Source organism: Pseudomonas sp. LSJ-87, assembly GCF_032971465.1.
Taxonomy (GTDB): domain Bacteria; phylum Pseudomonadota; class Gammaproteobacteria; order Pseudomonadales; family Pseudomonadaceae; genus Aquipseudomonas; species Aquipseudomonas putida_Z.
Map to the genome: position 1 here is coordinate 1 of NZ_JAWJYQ010000070.1, position 6567 is coordinate 6567.

Annotated in this window: 5 protein-coding genes; 1 reads left to right on the plus strand and 4 read right to left on the minus strand. The window is 62.5% G+C overall.

Annotated features, from left to right (window positions below):
* Window positions 1–110 precede the first annotated feature (110 nt).
* The 4 genes from RYH74_RS25395 to RYH74_RS25410 form a co-directional block, all read right to left on the minus strand.
* Window positions 111–1517 (minus strand): pitrilysin family protein, encoded by a 1407-nt coding sequence (locus RYH74_RS25395; protein WP_317410517.1) that lies wholly within the window; start codon window positions 1515–1517, stop codon window positions 111–113.
* Between the two features lie 30 nt (window positions 1518–1547).
* A complete protein-coding gene (locus RYH74_RS25400) occupies window positions 1548–3206 on the minus strand; it encodes a Na/Pi cotransporter family protein (protein ID WP_286100816.1) in 1659 nt (552 codons plus the stop codon).
* 345 nt (window positions 3207–3551) lie between these two features.
* The gene (locus tag RYH74_RS25405) at window positions 3552–4322 is read right to left on the minus strand and encodes a TerC family protein (protein ID WP_025337243.1); all 771 of its coding nucleotides are present in this window, start codon (window positions 4320–4322) and stop codon (window positions 3552–3554) included.
* Between the two features lie 71 nt (window positions 4323–4393).
* Window positions 4394–5701, minus strand: coding sequence for a CitMHS family transporter (locus tag RYH74_RS25410; RefSeq protein ID WP_015268498.1), 1308 nt, complete (start codon window positions 5699–5701; stop codon window positions 4394–4396).
* Between the two features lie 267 nt (window positions 5702–5968).
* Between RYH74_RS25410 and RYH74_RS25415 the strand changes: the two genes are divergently transcribed.
* Window positions 5969–6370: a GFA family protein gene (locus RYH74_RS25415; RefSeq protein ID WP_085619023.1), complete on the plus strand. Its 402-nt coding sequence runs from the start codon at window positions 5969–5971 to the stop codon at window positions 6368–6370.
* Window positions 6371–6567 lie beyond the last annotated feature (197 nt).

Consider the following 6567-nt stretch of genomic DNA (forward strand, 5'->3'; position numbering starts at 1 on the left):
TGGCCTCTTCGCGGGCGCGCCCGCTCCCACAGGGTCCGGGTTGTCACTGACCTTTGTGGGAGCGGGCGTGCCCGCGAAGAGACCGGTACTGGCAAAAGGATACCGTCGTTTCACTGCTCGCGTGTAGCACCGCTCGGTTTTTCCGGACCATGCCGACGCCAGCGCAACAGCCCCGCTGCCAGGATCAGCCCCAACAGCAAGGCAACCAGCCCGTAGAGCTCATCATAGCCAAGCAATGGTTTCTCGATACGCACATAGCCATCTTCCTTGAGCAGTTCCTTCAGCGCCTCGTTGGCCTGCGCCAGACTGACCTGGCGCAGCTTGCGCACCGGGTTGACGAAGCGCCCGTCGCTATAGTCGTTCAGCGCGCCCCAGTAGTAGTCGGCCAAGGCACTGTTGCCCTGAGTGCTCCAGCTTTCCTTGGCGACGCTGGCGTACTTGATGCGCTCGAAGGTATCCGGGTCGAGGCCTTCCTTGCGCAGGTGGTCGAACAATTTCTGCATCACCTCGACCGCCTGGTCGATATCCTCGCGCTCCAGGTCGGCATTGAGGCTTAGCAGGCCGGTGTCGCCAAAGCTTTCGCGTTTTGCCGAAGGGCCGTAGGACAACCCGTTGCGCAGGCGCAGCTGGTCGTACAGCGCCCAGTCCAGGTAGTGCGACAGCAGGTCGAGGGTGGCCTGGTGGTCGTTGTCCAGCACCGGCTCGACGAACAGCCAGTGCAGCTTAACGCTGTCACCCAGCCAGCCGCGGGTCAGGTCGCGGCGCTGTGCAGCTTGCTGGCCGATGCTTTCCAGGGTGCGGCGCTCCTCCGGCTCGGTGGCGGGCAGTTCGCCAAAGGTGCGCTCCAGGTAGGCCGGCAGCAGGCGGTCGAGGCCGCCGACCACGATCAGGGTCATGTTGTTGGCCGCGTACCAGCGGTCACGCAAGGTGTTCACCTGCTCCAGGGTCATGTCGTCGAGGTTGGAGCGCTCCGGGCATTTCAGGCCCAGCTCGGTGGCCAGCTGGTCACTGGCGGGGTGGCCGATGTCCTGGCGGTCGAGCCAGCGCTGCAGGTGGCCATAGTGGCCGCCATCCTCGCGCTCGATGATGCGCTTGGCGGTGGCCAGGGCCTTGGCATCGATGCGGGTGTCGTGGATCACCGCCAGCAGCAGGTCGAGGATTTTGCGCTGGTTGCGCGCCGGGGCTTCGATGACGAAGGTGGTGTCGGCGCTGCTGGTGTAGGCGTTCCACTCGCCTCCCAGCGATTGCAGGCGCTCTTCCAGGCCGCCCTCGCCAGTTTCGTCGATGCCGCTGAACAGCAGGTGTTCGAGCAGGTGCGGCAGCTCTTTCTGCTCACAACTGAAGTCATCCAGGCCGACGCCGACCACCAGGCGAATCGCCACATGGTCACGTTCATAACCGTTTTTCAGGATGACCTGCAGGCCGTTGGGCAACAGGTAACCTTCAACCCGCGAGCGGTCGAGGGCGAATGAGGGCAGGCTGCAGATCAGCAGGCAAACGAACATCAGGCAACGCATGGGCGAGCTTGGGTCCTCAGGTAGGCGAAATCACGGCAGACGGGCTTCGTCCGGCACGCTGTCGAGCATCAGCCCGCCCGTGTCCGAGCCGCCCAGTACCACATAGGCACTGCTACAGAACAAAGAGTTCAACCGTTTCATGTCGGCGATCAGCTCCAAGTGTAGCGAACTGGTCTCGATACTTTGCACTACCTTGCGCTGCAAGCGGCTGACATGGGCGTGGGCAAGGCGCCGTTCCTGGGCGCGAAAACGGCGTTTTTCCCGCAGCAGCAAGCGGGCGCTTTCCGGGTCGGCGCTGAGAAACACCGACAAGCCCAGGCGCAGGTTGGCCAGCAGCTGTTCCTGCAAGCCGGTCAGCTCTTCCAGGCCCACTTGGGAAAACTCCCGGCGTTGGCTGGTTTTCTGCTGTTGGACCTTGCGCAGCATGCGCTCGATCAGGTCGCAGGCCAGCTTGAGGTTGATCGCCAGTTCGATGATTTCTGCCCAGCGGCGGTTGTCCTGTTCGCTGAGGTCTTCACGCGACATCTGCGCCAGGTACAGCTTGATCGCACTGTACAAGGCTTCGGCGTCCTCGCCGAGGGCGCGAACCTGCTGCGGCAAGGCTGCCTGGGTACCGCGCAGGGCACCGAGCATGGCTTCGAGCAGGCTGTCGACGATATCGCCCAGGCGCAGGGTTTCGCGGGAGGCGTTGGCCAGGGCCAGGCTGGGTGTTTCCAGCGCCGAGGTGTCGAGATGGCGCGGGCGAATCTGGCCGTTGCCGTTTTCCCGTTCGGGCAGCAGGGTGTTGCACAGCCGGCCCATGGGTTTGACCGTGGGCAGCATGATCAGGCAGCGCAGCGTGTTGTAGAGCAGGTGGAAGCCGATGACCAGCTCCTGTGGGCTGAAGCTCAGTGAGTCCATCCAGCTTACCAGCGGGTGCAGCACGGGAATGATCAGCAGCAGGCCGATCAGCTTGTACAGCAGGCTGCCCAGAGCCACTCGCCGCCCGGCGGCGTTTTGCATGCTGGTGCTGATGAAGGCCAGCAGCCCGCTACCGATGTTGGCGCCCACCACCAGGCCGATGGCCACCGGCAGGCTGATCACTTCGGCACCGGCCAGTGTTGCGGTGAGCAGCACGGCCGCCAGGCTGGAATAGGAAATCATGGCGAACAGAGCGCCGACCAAGGCGTCGAGCATGATGTCACCGGTCAGCGAGGCGAACAGCACCTTCACGCCTTGGGCGTGGGTAATCGGCGTAGCTGCCTGCACGATCAGCTCCAATGCCAGGATGATCAGGCCAAGCCCGATGCCTACCCTGCCCAGCTGGCCGGCCCTCGTCTGTTTGCGTGAGAGGAAGAAGATAACACCCAGGAAGATCAGCAGCGGCGACAGCCAGGACAGGTCCAGGGTCAGCACCCGGGCCATCAGCGCGGTACCCACGTCGGCGCCGAGCATGATTGCCAAGGCCGGGGTCATGGCCATCAGGCCCTGGCCGACGAACGAGGTGACGAGCATGGCGGTGGCGTTGCTGCTTTGCACCATGGCCGTGACCAGAATGCCTGCGACGAACGCCAGCGGGCGTTTGCTCATGTTCTGGCTGATGATGCGCCGCAGGCTCGAGCCGAATACCCGAAGGATGCCGGTACGCACGATGTGGGTGCCCCAGACCAGAAGCGTAACGGCCGAGAGCAGGTTGAGCAGGGTCAGCATGGCGACGGCCCCCTGTTGCATTGGCCCAGAGGGCCAAGAGACGAAGCGTGAGCGTTTGAAGAATTTTCAGTGCTCACTCAAAGCTTTAGTTGTTTTGCGGAGCTGTCGCCAGCTTCGCATGGCTGCCATTTATTTGAAACACACTGGAAATGAATGATTGCCTGTGCCGGCCTCTTCGCGGGCACGCCCGCTCCCACAGATACCACACCACCCTCAGGGCCTGTGATATCCCTGTGGGAGCGGGCGTGCCCGCGAAGAGGCCAGTACAGCAAATGGCAGAATTCAGTAATCCGGGCATGAAAAAGGGCCCAGCGAAGGGCCCTTTGTGTCCTGCACTTCCTGATCTTATTGACCCGGAATGTCCTTGCGCAGTTTCACCGGTTCATGCTCTTTGCCGTTCTTGCGGGCCAAGGCAGTGCGCATGCGGATGTTGATGGCTTCCACCGCCAGCGAGAACGCCATGGCGAAGTAGACGTAGCCCTTTGGTACATGCACGTCGAAAGCTTCGGCGATCAGCACGGTACCGACCACGATCAGGAACGATAGTGCGAGCATCTTCAGCGACGGGTGCTTGTCGATGAAGTCGCTGATGGTGCCGGCGCACAGCATCATCACCAGCACGGCGACGATGATCGCGGCGATCATTACCGGTACGTGGGACACCATGCCCACCGCAGTGATCACCGAGTCCAGCGAGAACACGATGTCGATGATGGCGATCTGGATGATGGTATAGAAGAACTTGCCACCCGCGCCTTTCGGCTCTTCCGGGTTCTCGTCCTCGCCTTCCAGGCCGTGATAGATCTCTTGCGAGCTTTTCCACAGCAGGAACAGGCCACCAAAGAACAGGATCAGGTCTCGGCCGGAGATGCCCTGGCCCAGGACCACGAACAGGTCGGCGGTAAGGCGCATGACCCAGGTGATCGACAGCAGCAGCATGATACGGGTGACCATGGCCAGGGCCAGACCGAAGATCCGGGTGCGCGGCTGCATGTGCTTGGGCATGCGGCTGACCAGAATCGAGATCATGATGATGTTGTCGATACCGAGGACGATCTCAAGCGCGGTAAGGGTGAAAAAGGCAACCCAGATTTCCGGGCTGGTCAGCCATTCCATGTGTTTTCCTTCGAACGGTAAAGGCGACGCGCCCGGATCAGGGCGCGTCGCGTTAGGGAAATACGCGTTTATTAAAGACTACTGAACAGCGGGAAAATGCCCATCAGCAGCGCGGCGAGCATTATGCACAGGCACACCAGCACTGCCCACTTCAAGGTGAAGCGCTGATGATCGCCGAACTCGATGCCTGCCAGGGCCACCAGCAGGTAGGTGGAGGGTACCAAGGGGCTGAGCAGGTGTACCGGTTGCCCGACGATCGACGCACGGGCCATTTCCACCGGGCTGATGCCGTAGTGGCTGGCAGCTTCGGCCAGCACCGGCAGCACGCCATAGTAGAACGCGTCGTTGGACATGAAGAAGGTGAACGGCATGCTCACGATCGCGGTGATCACCGCCAGGTATGGGCCCAGCGCCTCGGGGATGACCGACAGCAGGCTCTTGGACATGGCGTCGACCATGCCGGTGCCCGACAGGATGCCGGTGAAGATGCCGGCGGCAAAGATCAGCCCGGTGACCGCCAACACGCTGCCGGCGTGGGCGGCGATGCGGTCTTTCTGCTGCTGCAGGCACGGGTAGTTGACGATCATGGCGATGCTGAAGGCGATCATGAACAGCACTGGCAGCGGCAGCACGCCGGCAATCAGCGCGACCATCAGGGCAGCGGTCAGGGCGCCGTTGAAGTACAGCAGTTTTGGCCGGCGCGCGTCCGGGTACTGCGAAACAGTGATTTCGCTGTGGTCGATGTCGTCGGTGGGCAGGTGCAACTCGCCCAGGCGGGCACGTTCGCGCTTGCCGTACATGTAGGCGATGGCCAGGATCGCCAGCACGCCGAACAGCATGGCCGGGATCATCGGCACGAAGATGTCCGACGGGTCCACGTGCAGGGCGCTGGCGGCGCGGGCGGTCGGGCCACCCCAGGGGGTCATGTTCATCACCCCGCCGGCGAGAATGATCAGGCCGGCCATGATCCGCGGGCTCATGCCCAGGCGGCTGTACATCGGCAGCATGGCGGCGCAGCAGATCATGTAGGTGGTGGCGCCGTCACCGTCGAGCGAGACCACCAGGGCCAGTACTGCGGTGCCGACGGAGACTTTCAGCGGGTCACCCTTGACCAGCTTGAGGATCTTGCGCACGGCCGGGTCGAACAGGCCGGAGTCGATCATCAGGGCGAAATAGAGGATGGCGAACATCAGCATCACGCCGGTAGGTGCGAGCTTGCTGATGCCCTCGAGCATCATCGGGCCAATCTTGGCGGAAAAACCGCCGAACAGGGCGAACAGGATCGGTACCAGGATCAGCGCGATCAAGGCCGACAGGCGCTTGGTCATGATCAGGTACATGAAGGTGATGACCATGGCAAAGCCGAGGAAGGTCAGCATGGCAATACTCCAGGCGTGGCGCGGCGAAAGGAACGTCGATTCGGGCGGATCAGCGCGTTTGGCGCTGTGCGGGGAGCATGCGGAGGGGGGCTACGGAAAGTCGGGCACAGGAATACATCAGAATCACCATTGTTGTTGTTGATTGGGCCGGGCGCGGTGGTTACCGGGTGCCCTGGCTGACCGGTCTTGTGCCGGTAGTGGGGGCTATCCTATGAGGGCAAGCTTTCAGCCAGCTTTCGCCGAAGCAAAGGCGACGAGAGGTAGGTGATGCAGGATGTGACCGAGGGTGGCTGCCATTGTGGCGCCTTGCGTTATCGGTTGGAGGGCGACCTGACAGACATTGCCCATTGCCATTGTTCGATCTGCCGGCGGGTCAGTGGCGGGCTGGTGGTGACCTGGCTCACCGTGCCCCGCTCGGGGTTCCGGTGGCTTGCGGGCGAGCCGAACTGCTATGTGGCGCCGGCCAGTTGCAGCCGGTACTTCTGCGGGCATTGTGGGGCGCACGTGGCGTTGGTGACTACACATAGCCCGGAGACGGTGGATGTGACGGTGGCGACTCTGGACCACCCGGAACGGGTCAGGGCCAACCGGCATATCTGGGTGGGTAGCCGGTTGCCTTGGTTGCATCTGGACGAGGATTTGCCTTCGGAGGCGGAGGAGAACCTGTAAGAGATTGTGTTGGTGCTGCTGGCCCTATCGCCGGCAAGCCAGCTCCCACAGGTACCCCACCACCTTCAGACCTGTGGGGATCTTGTGGGAGCTGGCTTGCCGGCGATAGGGCCGGTACAGCCGTACTTACAACTGCAGGCCACCTGCAGCCTTGTGCAATGCCCGCAGATGCTCGCCCACCTGCTTCACGTTGGCTT